15 protein-coding genes are annotated in these 18,813 nt (G+C 72.2%); 8 read left to right on the top strand and 7 right to left on the bottom strand.

The annotated features are described in order from the left end of the window. Positions 1-13 precede the first annotated feature (13 nt). The 6 genes from V4Y03_RS13240 (at position 14) to V4Y03_RS13215 (ending at position 7,218) form a co-directional block, all read left to right on the top strand. Positions 14-1,909, top strand: coding sequence for an outer membrane protein assembly factor BamB family protein (locus V4Y03_RS13240; protein WP_332435049.1), 1,896 nt, complete (start codon positions 14-16; stop codon positions 1,907-1,909). Positions 1,910-2,149: 240 nt separating this feature from the next. Beyond that, positions 2,150-2,833: a response regulator transcription factor gene (locus V4Y03_RS13235; RefSeq protein WP_317877412.1), complete on the top strand. Its 684-nt coding sequence runs from the start codon at positions 2,150-2,152 to the stop codon at positions 2,831-2,833. Positions 2,834-3,001: 168 nt separating this feature from the next. After that, on the top strand, positions 3,002-4,048 hold the full coding sequence (galT, locus tag V4Y03_RS13230) for a galactose-1-phosphate uridylyltransferase (protein WP_317877409.1): 1,047 nt from the start codon (positions 3,002-3,004) through the stop codon (positions 4,046-4,048). Next, complete coding sequence (gene galE, locus V4Y03_RS13225) at positions 4,045-5,043, top strand: UDP-glucose 4-epimerase GalE (RefSeq protein ID WP_332435048.1); 999 nt, start codon at positions 4,045-4,047, stop codon at positions 5,041-5,043. Before galT ends, galE begins: the two co-directional genes overlap by 4 nt. Next, positions 5,040-6,179: a galactokinase gene (gene galK, locus V4Y03_RS13220; protein ID WP_332435047.1), complete on the top strand. Its 1,140-nt coding sequence runs from the start codon at positions 5,040-5,042 to the stop codon at positions 6,177-6,179. Before galE ends, galK begins: the two co-directional genes overlap by 4 nt. A gap of 241 nt (positions 6,180-6,420) precedes the next feature. After that, positions 6,421-7,218: a response regulator transcription factor gene (locus V4Y03_RS13215; protein ID WP_332435046.1), complete on the top strand. Its 798-nt coding sequence runs from the start codon at positions 6,421-6,423 to the stop codon at positions 7,216-7,218. Here V4Y03_RS13215 and V4Y03_RS13210 read toward each other — a convergent pair. Further along, positions 7,177-7,674 (bottom strand): MarR family winged helix-turn-helix transcriptional regulator, encoded by a 498-nt coding sequence (locus V4Y03_RS13210; protein ID WP_056554248.1) that lies wholly within the window; start codon positions 7,672-7,674, stop codon positions 7,177-7,179. The genes V4Y03_RS13215 and V4Y03_RS13210 overlap by 42 nt on opposite strands. Before the next feature lie 162 nt (positions 7,675-7,836). Between V4Y03_RS13210 and V4Y03_RS13205 the strand changes: the two genes are divergently transcribed. Continuing rightward, complete coding sequence (locus V4Y03_RS13205) at positions 7,837-8,679, top strand: trans-aconitate 2-methyltransferase (RefSeq protein ID WP_332435044.1); 843 nt, start codon at positions 7,837-7,839, stop codon at positions 8,677-8,679. 114 nt (positions 8,680-8,793) lie between these two features. Here the strand turns inward: V4Y03_RS13205 and V4Y03_RS13200 are convergent, their stop codons facing one another. From V4Y03_RS13200 to V4Y03_RS13185, 4 genes are all read right to left on the bottom strand, one after another. Continuing rightward, positions 8,794-10,503 carry an FG-GAP repeat domain-containing protein gene (locus V4Y03_RS13200; protein WP_332435043.1) on the bottom strand — a complete coding sequence of 570 codons (1,710 nt, stop codon included), beginning with the start codon at positions 10,501-10,503 and terminating at the stop codon, positions 8,794-8,796. 198 nt (positions 10,504-10,701) lie between these two features. Continuing rightward, positions 10,702-12,414: a VCBS repeat-containing protein gene (locus V4Y03_RS13195; RefSeq protein WP_332435042.1), complete on the bottom strand. Its 1,713-nt coding sequence runs from the start codon at positions 12,412-12,414 to the stop codon at positions 10,702-10,704. Between the two features lie 278 nt (positions 12,415-12,692). After that, entirely contained in the window at positions 12,693-13,376 is a 684-nt protein-coding gene (locus tag V4Y03_RS13190; protein ID WP_073916044.1) for a TetR/AcrR family transcriptional regulator, read from the bottom strand. Beyond that, on the bottom strand, positions 13,376-14,365 hold the full coding sequence (locus V4Y03_RS13185) for an acyl-CoA desaturase (protein ID WP_442809590.1): 990 nt from the start codon (positions 14,363-14,365) through the stop codon (positions 13,376-13,378). Before V4Y03_RS13185 ends, V4Y03_RS13190 begins: the two co-directional genes overlap by 1 nt. 251 nt (positions 14,366-14,616) lie before the next feature. Here V4Y03_RS13185 and ppc point away from each other — a divergent pair, with 251 nt between their 5' ends. Further along, positions 14,617-17,346: a phosphoenolpyruvate carboxylase gene (ppc, locus tag V4Y03_RS13180; protein ID WP_317874567.1), complete on the top strand. Its 2,730-nt coding sequence runs from the start codon at positions 14,617-14,619 to the stop codon at positions 17,344-17,346. A 66-nt stretch (positions 17,347-17,412) separates the two neighbouring features. Here ppc and V4Y03_RS13175 read toward each other — a convergent pair whose 3' ends face one another. Continuing rightward, a complete protein-coding gene (locus V4Y03_RS13175; RefSeq protein WP_332435041.1) occupies positions 17,413-18,231 on the bottom strand; it encodes an LPXTG cell wall anchor domain-containing protein in 819 nt (272 codons plus the stop codon). Between the two features lie 136 nt (positions 18,232-18,367). Next, positions 18,368-18,811, bottom strand: a complete 444-nt coding sequence (locus tag V4Y03_RS13170; protein ID WP_332435040.1) for a hypothetical protein — start codon at positions 18,809-18,811, stop codon at positions 18,368-18,370. Positions 18,812-18,813 lie beyond the last annotated feature (2 nt).

Raw genomic sequence — 18,813 nt, 5'->3', positions numbered from 1 at the left:
GGTACGAGGACCGATGACGCAGCCACCCCCGCCGCCGAACCAGCCCCCGGATCCGCAGGGCGGCTTCGGGGCCCCGACGCCCCCGCCGCAGCAGCCGGAGCCGGGCTACGGCTACCCGCAGCACGCCCCGGGACCGGACCAGTCGTACGGCTATCCGCAGCAGCCCGACCAGGGTTACGGCTACCCGCAGCAGCAGCAGCAGCAGCAGCAGCCCGGCCAGGGTTACGGCCAGCAGCAGCCGTACGGCTACCCCGGCGCCCAGCCGCAGCAGCCTCCCTACGGCGGTCAGCCGCAGCAGCCGCAGCAGCCCCCGTACGGCGGTCAGCCGCAGCAGCCGGCGCAGCAGCCCCCGTACGGCTACCCGACGCAGCCCCAGCAGGCCTACGGCGGGTTCCAGCAGCCCACCCCACCGCCGGCGCCCGGCGGCGGCAGGAAGCTGTCGGCGCAGATGCAGATCATCATCGCGGCGGCCGTCGCCGTCGTGCTGATCGTCGGCGTCGGTATCTGGTACGCCGGTTCCGACGGCGGCGGTGGCAAGGACGACCAGGCCAAGGGCTCGGCGGGCACCTCGCAGGGCACGGGCGGCGACGGCGGGAAGACCGGCGGCAACAGCGGTCTCGGCGGTGACGGCAAGGAGAAGGCGCCCGCGAACACGCAGGCGAAGCTGGCCTTCTCGGTCGACGAGCCGAAGGTCCCGGACGTCACCGAAGTCTCCGGTTCCTGGATCACCGACAAGGCGTACGTGAAGACCGGGGTCAACTCGGTCGTCGCCTACGACCACGACAAGGGCACGGTCCAGTGGACCCTGCCGCTGGCCGGTCAGGTCTGCGGTGCCTCCCGGCACAAGACGGCCGACAACAAGGTGCCGATCCTCTTCGAGGCCAAGAAGCGCGTCGCGCCGCGCTACTACCAGCAGTGCACCGAGGTCGGCCTGGTCGACCTGAACACCGGCAAGCTGCTCTGGACCTCCTCGGTCACCGGCGGTACCGGCGGCGACCAGAAGGTCCGCTTCTCCGAGGTCACCCTCAGCGGGAAGACGGTCGCGGCCGGCGGCACCGACGGCGGCGCCGCCTTCGACCTGGCCAACGGCAACGCGCGCTGGAAGCCGCAGGCCAACGACCAGAACTGCTACGACCTGGGGTACGGCGGCGGCGAGGGCCTGGTCGCGGTCCGCAAGTGCGGTGCGTACGACAGCCAGTCCGTGCTGATCCAGAACCTCGACCCGATGACGGGCGCCCCGGTCTCGCAGTACAAGATGCCGACCGGTGTGAAGTACGCGTCGGTGGTCTCCACCAAGCCGCTGGTCGTCGCGGCCGACGTCGGCGACACCGCCGGTGACGGCAGCGGCATCTCGGACTTCTTCTCGATCGACGAGAAGACCGGGAAGCTCAAGGCGAAGATCACGGCGGATGCCGACCAGTACGCGGGCCGCTGCCGCTCGACCAAGGTCGAGTCCTGCCAGCAGGTGCTCGTCGGCAACAACCGCCTGTACGTGCCGACCGAGGAGCACGAGGGCTCCACCGGCGAGTACGGCGACGAGACGAACGAGATCATCGCCTTCGAGCTGGCCACCGGGAAGATGGTGCCGGAGAAGGCGGACGCGGGGGACAAGTACACCCTCGTGCCGCTCCGCATGGACGGCGGCGACCTCATCGCGTACAAGGAGCCGCCGTACGACAAGGGCGGCAGGATCGTGTCGATCAACGCCGGCACGATGAAGGAGACGCTCCTCCTGGAGAACCCGGGCGAGCGCTCGATCCGCGCGATGGAGACCAACACCAGCCTCACCGGTGCGGAACTCCTCTACGGGGACGGGCGGCTGTTCATCGCGGAGACGCTGGTGAGCAAGGCCAGGGAGGGCGCCACGGACAAGAAGTACCTGGTGGTCTCCTTCGCCGTGCCGCGCTGACGGCACGCACGACCGACGCACGACCGATGTGGGCCCCTCCGGTGATCCGGAGGGGCCCACGTGCGTCCCGGCCCCTCGTCCGGCCCCCGCCAGGGCCGTGGCCGTCACCGGGAAGGGGGGAATTCGGCACCGGGACGGGTCTACCGCTCGCGGTTGGGGCGATGGGGGGCGGGGGAGCGTGTACCTTGCCGGGTCAGGCGTGCCGGGGGACGGCGGGCGCGGAGGAGGGGGATGACCGGGATGGGCGTACGCCTGGTGGTGGTGGACGACCACCGTCTGCTCGCGGAGGCGCTGGCCTCGGCGCTCAAGCTGCGCGGGCACCGGGTGCTCGCGGCGGCGGCGCCGGTGGCGGGCGCGGCGGAGCTGGTGGTCAGCCGGGCGCCGGAGGTCTGTCTGCTGGGCACGGCGACACCGGATCTGGCGGGGGTCTTCGACCCGGTCGTGCGGATCAAGCGGGAGCGGCCGCAGGTGGCGGTGGTGGTGCTCGGCCCGGTGCCCTCGCCGCGCGGGATCGCGGCGGCGTTCGCGGCCGGCGCCTCCGGTTACGTACGGCACGACGAGCGCATCGAGGGCGTCGAACGCGCCCTGGTGAAGGCCAGGGCGGGGGAGTCGGCGGTGGCGCCGCAGCTGCTCAGGTCGGCCTTCGAGGAGTTGCTGCACCCTTCGGCGCAGCCGGACGACGAGGGGCAGCGACTGCTGCGGCTGCTGACGCAGCGGGAGGCGGAGGTCCTCGTCCGGGTCGCGGAGGGGGAGGACACCCGGCTGATCGCGGCGGGGATGGGGATCGCGCCGAGCACGGCGCGGACGCATGTGCAGCGGGTCCTGATGAAGCTGGGGGTGGGCTCGCGCCTGGAGGCGGCGGCGCTCGCGGCCCGTACGGGGCTGCTGGACCGGGTGCTGCCGGGCCCGCGCCGGCCGGTGTGACGGGGCCGCTGATGCCCCGGCGTCGTGGCGCCCTGAGGCCCTGACGCCTTGATTCATCGTTCCGTCCGGTTCCGTTCATCCGCGGGACCGGGCTTCACCGTTGACGGTGATGTTGGAATGTGGTTCCTTGTGTGTGGTTCTGTTTGATCCGCCCCGGAGGGCACCCCCGTGAAGAAGACCGTCACCACGCTCGCCGACGGGCGCGAACTGATCTACTACGACACGCGTGACGACACCGTCCGCACCGCCGTCGACCCGCGCCCCCTCACCCCCGTCGTCTCCCGCTCGGAGATCCGCTACGACGCCCTCACCGGCGACCCCGTCGCCGTCGCCTCGCACCGGCAGTCCCGCACCTATCTCCCGCCGGCCGACGCCTGCCCGCTCTGCCCCGCCAGGGACGGACGCGAGAGCGAGATCCCCGAGGAGAGCTACGAGGTGGTGGTCTTCGAGAACCGCTTCCCCTCGCTCTCCGGCGGCGTCGGCCGCTGCGAGGTCGTCTGCTTCACCGACGACCACACGGACTCCTTCGCGGACCTCACCGAGGAGCGGGCCGCCCTCGTCCTCGACGCCTGGACCGACCGCACCGCCGAACTCTCCGCGCTCCCCGGCGTCGAGCAGGTCTACTGCTTCGAGAACCGGGGCGCCGAGATCGGCGTCACCCTGCCCCACGCGCACGGCCAGATCTACGCCTTCCCCTACGTGACCCCCCGGACGGCGGCCATGCGGCGCCGCCTCGACGAGCACCGGGCCGAGACCGGCCGGAACCTCTTCGACGACGTGGTCGAGCGGGAGCGGACCGACGGCGAGCGGGTGGTCCTGGAGACCGAGCACTGGATCGCCTTCGTGCCGTACGCCGCCCACTGGCCGTACGAGGTGCATCTGCACCCCAAGCGCCGGGTGCCGGACCTCCTCGCCCTCGAAGGGGCGGCCCGCACAGAGTGCGCACAGGTCTACCTGGAACTCTTGAGGCGCTTCGACCGGATCTTCGGCCCGGACGAGCCGCCGACGCCCTACATCGCCGCCTGGCACCAGGCGCCGTTCACGGACGCCCGGCGGGAGGACTTCGGACTGCACCTGGAGCTCTTCACCGTCCGACGGGCCTCCGGCAAGCTGAAGTTCCTCGCGGGCACCGAGTCCGGCATGGGCGCGTTCATGAACGACGTCCGGCCGGAGGACGCGGCCCGACGACTGCGAGAGGTGGCGACCGCCGAGTGAGCACGGAAACGAAGAAGTACCTGGTGACGGGTGGGGCCGGATACGTGGGCAGCGTCGTCGCCGCCCACCTCCTGGAGCGGGGCCACCGGGTCACCGTCCTCGACGACCTCTCCACCGGTTTCGCCGAAGCGGTCCCGGCGGGCGCCGAGTTCGTCGAGGGCCGCGTCCAGGACGCCGCGAAGTGGCTGGACGGCACCTACGACGGCGTCCTGCACTTCGCCGCCTTCTCCCAGGTCGGCGAATCCGTCGCCAGGCCGGAGAAGTACTGGGAGAACAACGTCGGCGGCACCATGGCCCTGCTGGCCGCCATGCGCTCCGCCGGGGTGCGCAGGTTCGTCTTCTCCTCGACCGCCGCGACCTACGGCGAGCCGGAGACCGTGCCGATCACCGAGACCGCGCCGACCGCGCCCACCAGCCCCTACGGGGCGAGCAAGCTGGCCGTCGACCACATGATCGGCGGGGAGTGCGCCGCCCACGGCCTGGCCGCCGTCTCGCTGCGCTACTTCAACGTGGCGGGGGCGTACGGCCCGCTCGGCGAGCGCCACGCGCCCGAGTCGCACCTGATCCCGCTCGTCCTCCAGGTCGCCCTGGGCGAGCGCGAGGCGATCTCGGTGTACGGCGAGGACTACCCGACCCCGGACGGCACCTGCGTCCGCGACTACATCCACGTCGCCGACCTGGCCGAGGCCCATGTGCTGGCGCTGGACGCGATGACGGTGGGCTCGGTGCCGGCCGGTGAGCACCTGGTCTGCAACCTCGGCAACGGCAACGGCTTCTCCGTGCGCGAGGTCGTCGAGACCGTACGGAAGGTCACCGGGCACCCGGTCCCCGAGATCACCGCCGAGCGCCGCCCGGGCGACCCGGCCGTGCTGGTCGCCTCCGCCGACGCGGCCCGCGAGCGGCTCGGCTGGACGCCGTCCCGGCCCGACCTGGCGGCCGTCGTCGCCGACGCCTGGGCCTTCGCCCGGCTCCGCCGCGAGGAGGGTTCCGCATGAGCGTCACCGAGGACTTCGAGGCGCTGTACGGCGCCGCACCCGACGGTGTCTGGGCCGCCCCCGGGCGGGTCAACCTCATCGGGGAGTACACCGACTTCAACGAGGGCTTCGTGCTGCCGCTCGCGCTGCCGCACACCACCGTCGCCGCCGTCTCCCGGCGCGAGGACGGCGTCCTGCGCCTGCACTCCGCCGACATCGACGGCGGTGTCGTCCAGCTCGCCGTCGACGCCCTCGAGCCGCTCTCGGGCGGCGGCTGGGCGGCCTACCCGGCCGGTGTCGTCTGGGCGCTGAGGGAGGCGGGGCACCCGGTGACGGGCGCGGACGTGCACCTCACCTCGACCGTGCCGACCGGCGCCGGGCTCTCCTCCTCGGCGGCCCTCGAGGTCGTCACCGCGCTCGCCCTGAACGACCTGTTCGGACTCGGGCTCACCCGGGCCGAGATCGCCCGGCTCGCGCAGCGCGCCGAGAACGCCTTCGTCGGCGTGCCCTGCGGGGTCATGGACCAGATGGCCTCCGCGTGCGCCGAGGAGGGCCATGCCCTCCATCTGGACACCCGGGACCTCTCGTACCGCCAGGTCCCCTTCGACCTCGCCCACGAAGGGCTGCGGCTGCTCGTCGTCGACACCCGGGTGAAGCACGCCCTCGGGGACGGCGCGTACGCGGAGCGGCGCGCCGGGTGTGAAGCGGGTGCGCGGGCGCTCGGTGTCCGTGCCCTGCGCGACGTGAGCGCCGTGCGCCTGCCCGAAACCCTCGCACGTCTGAGCGACGAGACGATGCGGCGGTACGTCCGGCACGTCGTCACCGACAACGCGCGCGTGGAGCGGACCATCGCCCTGCTCGACGCCGGAGCCACCCGCGCCGTCGGCCCGGTCCTCACCGAGGGGCACGCCTCCCTCCGCGACGACCTGCGGGTCTCCTGCCCCGAGCTGGACCTCGCCGTCGAGGCGGCGAACGCCGCCGGGGCGCTCGGCGCCCGGATGACCGGCGGCGGCTTCGGCGGCTCGGCCGTCGTCCTGGTCGACACCGACCGGGCGGACGCGGTCGTCGCCGCCGTGGAGAAGGCCTTCGCCGAGGCCGGGTACGCCCCTCCGGGGATCTTCCCGGCCGTCCCCGCGGAGGGCGCGCGCAGGATCTGAACCCGCCCCGCACACGCGCGACTTCGGACAGTTCCGCGAATCGGCCCCCGCCGTGACGCCCCACCCCTACTCTGAGGGGCGGCGCCGGTGGGGGCCGGTGCTGTTCAGGGTGCGAGTCCCGGTCGGGTACGGCGCCGGAAGCGGGGTAACAGTCAACGCACGGCGGCGGCCGCGCATCCGACGGACCCGCCTCCGGCGCCGTGCCCGCGTCGGTTCCGTTCCTCGACACTTGGGGGTGTCCGTGGCACGTATCCGTGTCCTGGTGGTGGACGACCACCGCGTCTTCGCCGAATCGCTGGCCGCCGCACTCGCGGCGGAGCCCGACGTCGACGTCGCCGCCGCGGGAAGCGGCCCGGCCGCCCTGCGCTGCCTGGAGCGCGGTGCGGCGGAGGGGCGCAGGTTCGACGTGCTGCTCGTCGACGCCGAGCTGGGCGCGGGCCCGCCGGGCGCGGCCGTGGCCCGGGCGGTCCCGGACGACGCCGAGGGCGCCGAGGGTGCCGTTGACGGGATCTCGCTGGTGGCGGGGGTGCGCAGGGCGCAGCCCGCGGTCCGCGCCGTGGTCCTCGCGGAGAAGGACGACCCGCGGCGGGCGGCGCTCGCCCTCCAGGCCGGGGCCTCCGGCTGGGTGGCGAAGGACTGCTCGCTGCAACGGCTCCTCGCGGTGGTGCGGGGGGTGCTGCGGGACGAGACGCATCTGCCGCCCGCGCTGCTCACCGGGGTGCTGCGGGAGCTGACGGAGGTGCGCAAGCACCGGACGGACAGCGAGCGTCTGGTGGAGTCGCTGACCCCGCGCGAGCGGGAGGTGCTGCGGTGCATGGTCGCGGGTCTGGGCCGCAAGGCGGTCGCGGAGCGGCTCTTCCTGTCGCCGCACACGGTCCGTACGCACATGCAGAACGTGCTGGGGAAGCTCGGGGTGCACTCGACCCTGGCGGCGGTGGCGCTGGCCCGCCGGGCGGGCGTGGGCCCCGCGCGGCTGGGTGAGGCGCCGCTGTCCGGTCTAGCCGGGGACGTTGTCGAACGGGGCGGTCAGCCGGCGTAGCAGTCCGGCCAGTTCGCCGCGCTGGGCGCGGGAGAGCTGGGCCAGGATGGCGCGCTCCTGGGCGAGGAGTCCGGCGAGTGCCTCGTCGGCGCGGTCGCGGCCCTCGGGGGTGAGCCGGACGAGGACGCCGCGCCGGTCGCTGGGGTCGGGCAGCCGCTCGACGAGGCCCTTCTTGGTGAGCCGGTCGATGCGGTTGGTCATGGTGCCCGAGGTGACCAGGGTCTGGGTGAGGAGCTGGCCGGGGGAGAGCTGGTAGGGCGCTCCGGCCCGGCGCAGTGAGGTGAGGACGTCGAACTCCCAGGGCTCCAGCTGGTGCTCGGAGAAGGCGAGCCGACGGGCGCGGTCGAGGTGCCGGGCGAGCCGCGAGACGCGGCTGAGCACCTCGAGCGGTTCCACGTCGAGGTCGGGGCGCTCGCGGCGCCATGCTGCGACCAGTCGGTCGACCTCGTCCTCCATGACGATCAGTGTAGAGGGTCTGTTGACATAAAGTCTCTTGGGGTCGAGTTTCTTGTCTTCGAGTATCTTGATGTAAAGATATATTCCCCGGGCTTCGGGGAAGGGACCCCGCCGGAACCACGTTCCGTTTCGGCGACTCGTGCCAGCAAGGGGGCTTCGAGCATGCATTCCGTGGAAAGCGTCGTACCCACCACACCGACCTGGGACCCGCGGCAGTACCTCCGCCACTCCGGCCATCGGACCCGGCCCTTCCTCGATCTGCTCGCCCGAGTACCGCACCTCCCGGCCGAGGACCGCCCGGCCCGCATCGCCGACCTCGGCTGCGGCCCCGGCAACGTCACGGCCCTCCTCGCCGACCGGTGGCCCGACGCCCGCATCACGGGCTACGACCTCTCGCCCGACATGCTGGAGCTGGCCGGGAAGGACTGGTCCGGCACCACCCGCGGCGGCGGCCGGCTCGACTTCCGGTCCGCCGACGTCGCCCACTGGACGCCCACCGAGCCCCACGACCTCATCGTCTCCAACGCCACCCTCCAGTGGGTGCCCGACCACCCCGAGTCCTTCGCCCGCTGGATCGACGGACTCCACCCCGGCGGCACCTTCGCCTTCCAGGTCCCCGGCAACTTCACCGCGCCCAGCCACACCCTGCTCGGCGAACTCTGCGGCACCCCCGAATGGCGCCCCCGCCTCGGCGACCAGGGCCACCGCTCCGTCCACGTCCTCAACCCCGCCGACTACCTCACCCGCCTCACCGGCCTCGGCTGCGAGGCGGACGTCTGGGAGACCACGTACTGCCAGCTGCTCCAGGGCGAGGACCCCGTCCTCGACTGGGTCAAGGGCACCGCCCTGCGGCCCGTCCTCACCGTGCTGGGTGACGACCGGGACGCGGTCGACGCCTTCCTCGGGCAGTACCGCGCCCTTCTCCGCGAGGCCTACCCGCCGGGCCCGCACGGCACCGTCTTCCCCTTCCGCCGCATCTTCGCCGTCGCCCGCAGGAAACCGTGAGCGGCGCCGGGGCGTGACCGCCGCCGGGCCCTGGACGCGCGGGCGCCCCGCACCGGAACTCCGGTACGGGGCGCCCGCGCGCGGGTCCCGGGGCCACCGGGACGCACGGTCGTGTCAGGACATGCTGTTGTAGACGCCGTAGCCGTTGCCGACCCTGACCCGCTCGGCGAACCTGCCCGGCGAGGTGTTCAGGTAGCGGTAGAGGTCGCCGCCCGGGGTGATGCCGAGCAGGTCGGCCTTCCCGTCGGCGTTGAGGTCGCCGGGGGCGACGAGCTTGGAGTACGCGTTCCAGCCCGTGCCGATCTTCAGCCGGCCCTTGAACGGGTTGCCCGCGACGCCGGTGCCGGCGTAGAGGTACAGGTCGCCGCCCGGGGTGCGGGCCACGACGTCCGTGCGCCCGTCGCCCGTGTGGTCGCCCGCGCCGACGATCCTGTCGTACGCGCCCCAGCCGCTGCCGACCCGGACGCGGGCGCCGAGCGCGGTGCCGGTGCCGTTGCCCGGGTAGAGGTAGAGGATGCCGGAGGCGTCCCGGGCCAGCAGGTCGCCCCTGCCGTCGCCGGACAGGTCGCCGGGGCCGACGATCGTGTTGTACACGCCCCAGCCGCCGCCGACGTCGACGCCGTCGATGAGGAGACGGCCCCGGTAGATCTCCGCGATGTCGGACGAGGCGTCCTGGTCCATCGTGGACAGATGGGTGAAGGCGGCACCGGCCCAGCCGCCGGCGGTGCCGACCTGGCTGCGTGCGGTGAGGCCGCCCCCGGTCGAGGCGCGGTACCAGTACATCGTGCCGGCCGTGGTCCGTGCGAGGACGCCGTCCTTGGTGCCGGTGACCGGGTTGTTGCCCGCCCCGCCGAACTGCGGGACCCCGGTCCAGCCGCCGGTGGAGCTGAGCTGCTGACGGCCCGCGAGGGTGCCGTCGCCCTTGCCGGTGTAGTACCAGAGCGTGCCCTTCAGGTCGCGGGCGATCAGCTCGCCGTTGCCGTCGCCGTCGTCGTCGCCGACGGGCAGGATCTGGTTGTAGACGCCCCAGCCGCCGCCGAGGGACCGGCGGGCGGCGAACGGCTTCGCCTTGTCGCCCGTGCCGGCGTAGAACCACAGGGTGCCGGCGGTGTCGCGGCCGAGCAGGTCCGCCCAGCCGTCGCCGTTGTTGTCGCCGATGCCGAGGAGCTGGTCGTAGGTGTTCCAGCCGGGGCCGAGCCCCACCCGCGCGGAGAACGGCGCGGTGCGGTTGCCGGTGGCGTAGTACAGGTACAGGTTGCCGTCGAGGTCGCGGGCGACCAGGTCCGCCCGGCCGTCGTCGTTCACGTCCCCGGGCGCGACGATCTTGTTGTAGATGTTCCAGCCGTTGCCCCGCCACGCGTAGCTCGCGGTGGTGGGCGTCGCGTCCGCGTACAGGGTGAGGGCACCCTGCCGGGACAGTGTCAGGACCTCGGGGCCGCTGGCGTTCCCGTCCTGGTTGCCGATCGGGATGATGTCCTTCGGAGGCTCCGTGAAGGACCCGAACCTGCCGCCCTGGCCGGAGGTCGTGGCCGTGTAGACCTTGCCGTCCGCATCGCGGTAGATCAGATCGCCGCCGCCGTCGCCGTCGAAGTCCGACAGCTGCGGCGAGGCGCCGACACCGGCGGTCGCCTGGGCGGACTGCCGGGCCGCGCCGCTCAGCGGGCGGGTCAGGGGCGGCGGGGTGGAGCGGACCGCCGGCTTCTCGACGGCCGGGTGCGGCCCGGGCTGACCGGCCGAGGCCGGGACCGCGAGCAGCATGCCCGCGGAGAGCGCGAGCGCGGTGCACACGCCGAGGCGCGTGCGGGTGAAGGGAACAGAACGCAAGAGATCCCCCCCAGGGATCAGGATGTCTTCGGTCCGGGCACGGGTCCGCGGCGCCCCGCCGCGGAGGAGAACGCGTACGAAGGGCGGACCCCCCGGATGCGGGGGAGCTTACCTCCCGGGCAGGACACGGCCCGGCGCACGGGGGACGCCCCGCACCGGAGAACCGGTGCGGGGCGTCTCACGGGGTGCGCGGTACGACTAGTACAGGCCGTTGTAGGTCTGGTAGCCGGTGCCGATCGAGGCACGCGCCTTGAACGGGGAGCCCGCCGTGCCGGTGCCGGAGTAGCGGAACAGCTCGCCGCCCGAGTTCACCGCGAGCAGGTCGGCCTTGCCGTCGCCGGTGATGTCACCGGGCGCCTCGATCTTCGGGTACGCGTTCCAGCCGCCGCCGATCTTGACGGGGCGCTTGAACGGGTCGCCGGCCTGACCGGTGCCCTGGTACAGGTACAGGTTGCCGTCCTTGGCGCGCGCCACGAGGTCGTTCAGACCGTCGCCGCTGTAGTCGCCCGAACCGACGATCCGGTCGTACGCGTTCCAGCCGCCGCCGATCTTGACGCGGGCGTGCAGGGAGGTGCCCTCGATGTTGCTGCGGTACAGCCACAGGACGCCGTCGCGGTCCCGGGCGACGAAGTCGCCGCTGCCGTCGCCGTTCAGGTCGCCGGGGCCGGCGATCAGGTTGATCGAGCCCCAGCCGCCGCCGAAGTCCGTCCCGTTGCCGTACAGGTGGCCCTGGTAGGTCTCCAGCGTGTCGGAGACCGAGTTCCGGCCCAGCGAGTTGACCTCGTAGATCGTCGAGCCGGCCCAGCCGCCGTCGTCGCTGATCTTGGCGCGGGCCGACAGCCGGCCGTTGTTCAGCGCGTCGTACCAGTAGAGCGTGCCGGCCTTGTCGCGGGCGACCATGCCCTCCTTGCCGTGCGCCGGGAGGCTGCCCGTGCCGGAGAACTGGTCCACCCCGGCCCAGGCGCCGTTCGAGCCGACCTTCTGGCGGGTGGTGTAGTAGCCCTTGCCGGTGCCGTAGTACTCCCACAGCGTGCCGTCGGCGCCGCGCGCGAGGACGTCGGGGACCCCGTTGGCGTTGTCGTCGTCGATGCCGATGATCTGGTTGTACTGCTGCCAGCCCTGGCCGACCAGCTTGCTGGGCTTCACCGTGTACGGGCTGCCGGTGCTGCCGTAGTAGAAGAGCGCGCCGGAGGGCGTACGGGCGAGGAAGTCGCCCCGGCCGTCGCCGTCGCTGTCGCCGAGGCCGATCAGCTGGTCGTAGACCTGCCAGCCGTTGCCGATCTTCTTGGGCGCGTGGAACGGGGCGCCCGGGGTGCCGGTGGAGACGTAGGCCCACAGCTCGCCCGCGGGCGTACGGGCCAGCACGTCGGCGCGGCCGTCGCCGCTGAGGTCGCCGGGCGAGAAGAGCTTGTTGTAGACCTGCCAGCCCGCACCGGACCAGCGGAAGGTGCCGTAGGACGGGGTGGAGTCGCCGTACAGGCTCAGCCGGCCGTACTTCGAGAGCGTCAGGATCTCCGGGCGGCTGCCGTTCAGGTCCTGGTCGCCGATCGGGATGATGTCCGTGGCGAAGGCGGTGTCGCCGTCGCCACGGCTGAACTCGCTGCCCGAGGAGTTCGTCGTCGCCGTCTGCAGGGTGCCGTTGATGCGCAGCACCATGTCGCTCTTGCCGTCACCGTCGAGGTCCGAGCGGGACGGCGGACGCTCCGCCGTGACGCCGGCGATCCCGGCGGAACGAGCGGTGTCGGCCTGCGGGACGGCCCGCTTCGACGGCGCGGCGGGTGCCTGCGAGGGCTTCTCGACGGCCGCGTGCGGGGCCGGCGTGTCGGCCGAGGCGGGACCCGCGAGGATCATGCCCGCGGAGAGGGCGAGAGCGGTGCAGCCGACGAGGTGACGGGCACGCTTGGAACGCATGAAGAACAAAAGAGATCCCCCCCAGGGATCAGAGGTTCGACAGAACCAAACAGGGGGGCTCGAACAGGCGTCGAACGGCGTCAGCGCATGACGGAATGCACGCGGAGACGACCTCGTCGGACGGTCGGGACACCCCCCCGGATGTTGAACACGAGTCTACCCACGGGACGGCTGAGCACCAGATGTTTACCCGGCCGAATCCGACCGTCCGGTCGGATCTCCTGTCCGGTCGGATCTCCCGTCCGGTCCCTCGTGCTCGGCGCCCCGGCACGGCCCGGTCAGTTCTTCCGGTGCCCGATCAGCCGCGGCTTCGGCTCCAGACCGTCCAGGCCGTGCCACGCCAGGTTCACCAGATGCGCCGCGACCTCCGCCTTCTTCGGCTTCCGGACGTCCAGCCACCACTGACCCGTCAGCGCCACACTGCCCACCAGCGCCTGCGCGTACAGCGGCGCCAGCTTCGGGTCGAAGCCGCGGGCCTTGAACTCCAGGCCCAGGATGTCCTCCACCTGCGTGGCGATGTCGCTGATCAGCGACGCGAACGTGCCCGTCGACTGCGCCACCGGGGAGTCCCGTACGAGAATCCGGAAACCGTCCGTGTAGTTCTCGATGTAGTCGAGCAGCGCGAACGCCGCCTGCTCGAGGAGCTCCCGCGGATGCCCCGCCGTCAGCGCCCCCGTCACCCCGTCCAGGAGCTGCCGCATCTCCCGGTCGACGACCACCGCGTACAGCCCCTCCTTGCCGCCGAAGTGCTCGTACACCACCGGCTTGGAGACCCCGGCCTTCGCCGCGATCTCCTCCACCGACGTGCCCTCGAAGCCCTTCGCGGCGAAGAGCGTGCGGCCGATGTCCAGCAGCTGTTCCCGGCGCTCCGCGCCCGTCATCCGCACCCGGCGCCCACGCCGGGGCTTCTGCTCGCCGCTGCCGGTGCCACTGGTCCTGCCGTCGATCGCCACGTCTTCCATCATGCCGCGTCTGCGGACGCGCTCTGGCGCCGGGCTTCGATGCGGGCCTTCGCCGGCCAGCGCACGTCGGACGCCCAGCCGGCCAGCTCGAACCAGCGGATCAGCCGCGCACTGGAGTCGACCTGCCCGCGCAGCACCCCGTGCCGGGCCGAGGTCGGGTCCGCGTGGTGCAGGTTGTGCCAGGACTCACCGCAGGACAGCACCGCCAGCCACCACACGTTGCCCGAGCGGTCCCGCGACTTGAACGGACGCTTGCCCACCGCGTGGCAGATCGAGTTGATCGACCAGGTCACGTGGTGCAGCAGCGCCACCCGTACCAGCGAGCCCCAGAAGAACGCGGTGAACGCGCCCCACCACGACATCGTGACCAGACCGCCCACCAGCGGCGGGATCGCCAGCGACAGCACCGTCCACAGCACGAACTGGCGGGAGATCGCCCGGAGCGCCGGGTCCTTGATCAGATCGGGGGCGTACTTGTGCTGCGGGGTCCGCTCCTCGTCGAACATCCACCCGATGTGCGCCCACCACAGGCCCTTCATCAGGGCCGGGAGCGTCTCGCCGAACCGCCACGGCGAGTGCGGGTCGCCCTCCGCGTCCGAGAACTTGTGGTGCTTGCGGTGGTCCGCCACCCAGCGCACCAGCGGACCCTCCACCGCGAGCGAACCCATGATCGCCAGCGCGATCCGCAGCGGCCGCTTCGCCTTGAAGGAACCGTGCGTGAAGTAGCGGTGGAAACCGATCGTGATCCCGTGGCAGCCGATGAAGTACATCGCCACCATCAGCCCGAGATCCAGCCAGCTCACCCCCCAGCCCCAGGCCAGCGGCACCGCGGCGAGCAGCGCCACGAAGGGCACCGTGATGAACAGCAGGAGCGCGATCTGCTCGACCGAACCCTTGCTGTCCCCGCCGAGCGTGGCGGAGGTCATGGCAGGGGCGCCGTCGGACAGCTCGGGTGCCTCGGGTGAGGTCACCTCCGGGCTCATGGTCATGGATGTCCCCTGGGGGTGAGGGTGAGGGTGGGGGAAAAGACAAGAAAACATGCGAAAACACGGCCGTGGCTACGCTTCCGTAACCTACGGCGTCGTAAGTATGGCAGCGCCGGGGCGCGCGGCAAGAGGGCACAACAGGGGCAGGGCCGTCGCCGGGAAGACGGACACCTATCCTGTGTGCGTCGGACAGCGCGGTCCGCAAGCCTCCAGAACCCTCCAGACGTGCTCAAACACTGCAAGGAGCCGCACCTGTGAGCAGTGCCGACCAGACCCCCACCGCCAGCGCCGAGCTGCGCGCCGACATCCGCCGACTGGGCGACCTGCTGGGCGAGACCCTCGTCCGCCAGGAGGGCCACGAACTCCTCGACCTCGTCGAGCGGGTCCGCAGCCTCACCCGCGAGGACGGAGAGGCCGCCGCCGAGCTGCTGAGCGGCGTCGAGCTGGAGACAGCCGCCAAGCTCGTACGCGCCTTCTCCACCTACTTCCACCTCGCGAACGTCACCGAGCAGGTCCACCGGGGCCGCGAGATGCGCGAGAAGCGCGCCGCCGAGGGCAGCCTCCTCGCCCGCACCGCCGACATGCTCAAGGACGGCGATCCCGAGCACGTCCGCGCGACGGTCAGGAACCTCAACGTACGGCCCGTCTTCACCGCGCACCCCACCGAAGCCGCCCGCCGTTCCGTCCTCAACAAGCTGCGCCGGATCGCGGTCCTCCTGGAGACCCCGGTCATCGAGGCCGACCGGCGTCGCCACGACCTGAGGCTCGCCGAGAACATCGACCTCATCTGGCAGACCGACGAACTCCGGGTGGTCCGCCCCGAGCCCGCCGACGAGGCGCGCAACGCCATCTACTACCTCGACGAACTGCACGCCAACGCCGTCGGTGACGTCCTGGAGGACCTCGCCGCCGAGCTGGAGCGCGTCGGCGTCGAACTGCCCGCCGGTACCCGCCCGCTCACCTTCGGCACCTGGATCGGCGGCGACCGCGACGGCAACCCCAACGTCACCCCCCAGGTGACCAGGGACGTGCTGATCCTCCAGCACGAGCACGGCATCACCGACGCCCTCGAACTCGTCGACTACCTCCGCGGACTCCTCTCCAACTCCATCCGCTACACCGGAGCCACCCAGGAACTCCTGGACTCCCTCCAGCGCGACCTGGAACTCCTCCCGGAGATCAGCCCCCGCTACAAGCGCCTCAACGCCGAGGAGCCCTACCGGCTCAAGGCCACCTGCATCCGGCAGAAGCTCCTCAACACCCGCGAGCGCCTCGCCTCCGGCACCCCCCACCAGGATGGCCGCGACTACCTCGGCACCGCCGAGCTGGTCCACGACCTCACCCTGATCCAGACCTCGCTGCGCGAGCACCGCGGCGGGCTCTTCGCCGACGGCCGGATGGACCGCACCATCCGCACCCTCTCGGCCTTCGGCCTCCAGCTCGCCACGATGGACGTACGCGAGCACGCCGACGCCCACCACCACGCCCTCGGGCAGCTCTTCGACCGCCTCGGCGAGGAGTCCTGGCGGTACGCCGACATGCCGCGCGACTACCGGCAGAAGCTGCTCGCCAAGGAGCTGCGTTCGCGCCGCCCGCTGGCGCCCACGCCCGCCCCGCTCGACGCGGCCGGGCAGAAGACCCTCGGCGTCTTCCACACCGTCAAGGAGGCCTTCGAGCGCTTCGGCCCCGAGGTCATCGAGTCGTACATCATCTCGATGTGCCAGGGCGCCGACGACGTCTTCGCCGCCGCCGTCCTCGCCCGCGAGGCCGGACTCATCGACCTCCACGGCGGCTGGGCCAAGATCGGCATCGTGCCCCTCCTGGAGACCACCGACGAGCTCAAGGCCGCCGACGTCATCCTCGACGGCATGCTCGCCGACCCCTCCTACCGGCGCCTCGTCTCGCTCCGCGGCGACGTCCAGGAGGTCATGCTCGGCTACTCCGACTCCTCCAAGTTCGGCGGCATCACCACCTCCCAGTGGGAGATCCACCGCGCCCAGCGCCGACTGCGCGACGTCGCCCACCGCTACGGCGTGCGCCTGCGCCTCTTCCACGGCCGCGGCGGCACCGTCGGCCGCGGCGGCGGCCCCTCGCACGACGCGATCCTCGCCCAGCCCTGGGGCACCCTGGAGGGCGAGATCAAGGTGACCGAGCAGGGCGAGGTCATCTCCGACAAGTACCTGATCCCGTCCCTCGCCCGCGAGAACCTCGAACTGACCGTCGCCGCCACCCTGCAGGCCTCCGCCCTGCACACCGCGCCGCGCCAGTCCGACGAGGCCCTCGCCCGCTGGGACGCGGCCATGGACACCGTCTCGGACGCCGCCCACACCGCGTACCGCACGCTCGTCGAGGACCCGGACCTGCCCGCGTACTTCTTCGCGGCCACCCCCGTCGACCAGCTCGCCGACCTCCACCTGGGCTCGCGGCCCTCGCGCCGCCCCGACTCCGGCGCCGGTCTCGACGGACTCCGCGCCATCCCCTGGGTGTTCGGCTGGACCCAGTCCCGCCAGATCGTCCCCGGCTGGTTCGGCGTCGGCTCCGGCCTCAAGGCGCTCCGCGAGGCCGGTCTCGACCCGGTCCTCGGCGAGATGTACGAGCACTGGCACTTCTTCCGCAACTTCCTCGCCAACGTCGAGATGACGCTCGCGAAGACCGACCTGCGGATCGCCCGCCACTACGTCGACACCCTGGTCCCCGACGACCTCAGGCACGTCTTCGACGCCATCGAGGCCGAGCACGCGCTGACCGTCGCCGAGGTCCTCAAGGTCACCGGCGGCGAGAAGCTGCTCGACTCCAACCCGGTCCTCCAGCAGACCTTCGCCATCCGCGACGCCTACCTGGACCCGATCTCCTACCTCCAGGTCTCCCTGCTGGCCCGCCAGCGCGCGGACGCGGAGGCCGGCGCGGAGCCCGACCCGCTGCTCGCGCGGGCCCTGCTCCTCACCGTCAACGGCGTGGCGGCCGGCCTGCGCAACACCGGCTGACACCCCGCCCGCACGACAGAAGCCCCCGCCGGACTCCGGCGGGGGCTTCCGTCATGACGGGGTACGTCAGTGCTGCTGCGCCTTACGGCGACGCGTCACCAGGAACGCACCGGCAGCCGCGAGGGCGAGCGCCGCGGCGGCGAGGATGCCGACGGGGGCGCTGGAGCCGGTCTCGGCCAGGTTGCCGTCCTTGCCGCCGGTGCCACCGTTGCCGCCGGTCTCACCCGCGGGGGTGGTCGCGGACGGGGACTCGGTGCCACCGGGGGTCTCGGACGGGGCCGGGGTCTCGGTGCCGGGGGTCTCCGTGCCGGGAGTGCCGGGGGTCTCCGTGCCGGGCGTCTCGGTACCGGGGGTGCCGGGCGTCTCCGTGCCGGGGGTCTCGGTACCCGGGGTGCCGGGCGTCTCGGTACCCGGGGTACCGGGGGTCTCCGTGCCCGGGGTGCCGGGGGTCTCCGTGCCGGGGGTCTCGTCCGGGCAGTCGACCTTGAAGACCTTGTGCTTGGCCTTGCCGTTCTCGCCGTCGAAGTTCCAGAACAGCTTGTACTGGCCGTCGGCGAGCTTCAGGTCCTCGGTGCGCCCGTGACCCTTCGCGTCGAGGGTGATGGAGCCCTTCTCGACCTCGGTGCCCTTTTCCTGGTCGTTGTTCGCCCAGGCCTCGATGCGCCAGTTCGCCTTCTGCTGGGCGTCGAAGTTGAACGCGTCGAGGTAGAACGCGCAGACCTTCGGCTCGTTGGCCTTGATCTCCTCGCCGGTCTTCGAGTCGTGGATCTTGACCGTGCCGTTGTCGCCCTTGGGGCCGTTGGACGCGAACGCCACCGGCGCGAGAGCGAGAGAGCCCGCCATGGCCGCGACGAGGGCGGCGGCGGGTATGAGGGAACGTCGCATGTGCAGTCGTCCATCTGTGGGATGAGGTATGCCGTGGGAGGTGGCGGGGGCAGCCTATCCGTCGCTTTAAGTGGGCCTTAAGCCAGAGGTCCAAAACGATTGCGCCAGGAAACCTATGGAAACGGGCCAGAACACCTCAGAGCGCGAAGAACGCCGCCACCAGCACCGCCCCGCCCGCACCCGCCATCGACCACGCCGTCCTCGGCAGCCGCAGCCCCCCGCCGATCAGCGGCGCCGCGAGCAGCAGCGCCCCGCCCAACGGCAGCCACGCGTGCAGACCGCCGCCCCAGCCCGTCCGTACGCCCTCGTCCGTGCCGGGCTTCACGACCACCGGGATCGTCACGCCCCGCTTCGCCGCCACCGAACGCTCGATCGTCAGCGTCCGTCGTGTCGATGACGGATCGTCCGGGGCGTAACGGCCGCTGCACATCTTCTCCGTACAGCCCGTCACGGTCAGCGTCCCGTGCTCCCGCCCCTTGCCGAGCAGGACGTGCTGGGCCGAGTTCCAGGAGGCCCACCCGCCCGCGACGAGGAGAAGGAGGGCGACCAGGGCCATGGCGGCGTTACGGACGTGCGTCATGA

The organism is Streptomyces sp. P9-A4, from assembly GCF_036634195.1.
Lineage (GTDB): Bacteria > Actinomycetota > Actinomycetes > Streptomycetales > Streptomycetaceae > Streptomyces.
Note: the sequence above shows the minus strand (reverse complement) of the source record. Positions and strands in the feature narration are given on the sequence as shown.

Excerpts from the sequence above, each read along its gene's own strand:
- V4Y03_RS13240 (WP_332435049.1), top strand. The coding sequence starts at position 14 with ATGACGCAGCCACCCCCGCCGCCGAACCAGCCCCCGGATCCGCAGGGC.
- V4Y03_RS13235 (WP_317877412.1), top strand. The coding sequence starts at position 2,150 with ATGGGCGTACGCCTGGTGGTGGTGGACGACCACCGTCTGCTCGCGGAG.
- galK (WP_332435047.1), top strand. The coding sequence starts at position 5,040 with ATGAGCGTCACCGAGGACTTCGAGGCGCTGTACGGCGCCGCACCCGAC.
- V4Y03_RS13210 (WP_056554248.1), bottom strand. The coding sequence starts at position 7,674 with ATGGAGGACGAGGTCGACCGACTGGTCGCAGCATGGCGCCGCGAGCGC.
- V4Y03_RS13205 (WP_332435044.1), top strand. The coding sequence starts at position 7,837 with ATGCATTCCGTGGAAAGCGTCGTACCCACCACACCGACCTGGGACCCG.
- V4Y03_RS13195 (WP_332435042.1), bottom strand. The coding sequence starts at position 12,414 with ATGCGTTCCAAGCGTGCCCGTCACCTCGTCGGCTGCACCGCTCTCGCC.
- V4Y03_RS13190 (WP_073916044.1), bottom strand. The coding sequence starts at position 13,376 with ATGGAAGACGTGGCGATCGACGGCAGGACCAGTGGCACCGGCAGCGGC.
- V4Y03_RS13185 (WP_442809590.1), bottom strand. The coding sequence starts at position 14,365 with ATGACCATGAGCCCGGAGGTGACCTCACCCGAGGCACCCGAGCTGTCC.
- V4Y03_RS13175 (WP_332435041.1), bottom strand. The coding sequence starts at position 18,231 with ATGCGACGTTCCCTCATACCCGCCGCCGCCCTCGTCGCGGCCATGGCG.
- V4Y03_RS13170 (WP_332435040.1), bottom strand. The coding sequence starts at position 18,811 with ATGACGCACGTCCGTAACGCCGCCATGGCCCTGGTCGCCCTCCTTCTC.